Origin of the sequence: Ruoffia sp. FAM 20857 (assembly GCF_045528645.1) — a bacterium.
Taxonomy (GTDB): Bacteria; Bacillota; Bacilli; order Lactobacillales; family Aerococcaceae; genus Ruoffia; species Ruoffia halotolerans.
Map to the genome: position 1 here is coordinate 1 of NZ_JBGQRB010000125.1, position 422 is coordinate 422.

Sequence of the window (422 nt, forward strand, 5' to 3'; positions counted from 1 at the left end):
CCATTGGTTCATCCTCTGTTCAATGTCACTGGCTTTGCGGCCATCCGGTTTCAAAGTGATGATGATTTTGGAAAGACGCTCTACTAGCGTGATAACAGCACTCTTGTGGTGAACACCCACAATGGTATCTCCTTCGAGATGACCGAATTCTTCGGTGAACGCTGGATAGTCTACCTCTCTTTCCACGATATTTCGCTTGAAGGCTTGTTTTCCGCGACGTTCTTGATGCCCATTTGGCTTACGTTTTCCTTTCATGGGTAAGGTTTTTTCATCGAACACCTTTTCCTTGAAACGCCGATAAAGCGTCCGCATGGAACAGTCAATGGGTTTTTCTTTACGCCCGATAATGACATCGGGTGTCCAGCCCTGTGAGACTTTTTCTTTAATGTAGACTTGTTGGTCTGCAGGAAGGACACACTTAC

1 protein-coding gene is annotated in these 422 nt (G+C 46.0%); it reads right to left on the bottom strand.

The features are described from left to right. Positions 1-422: IS30 family transposase (locus tag ACEN4N_RS11520; protein WP_407094271.1), on the bottom strand; the 422-nt coding region annotated here is incomplete at both ends.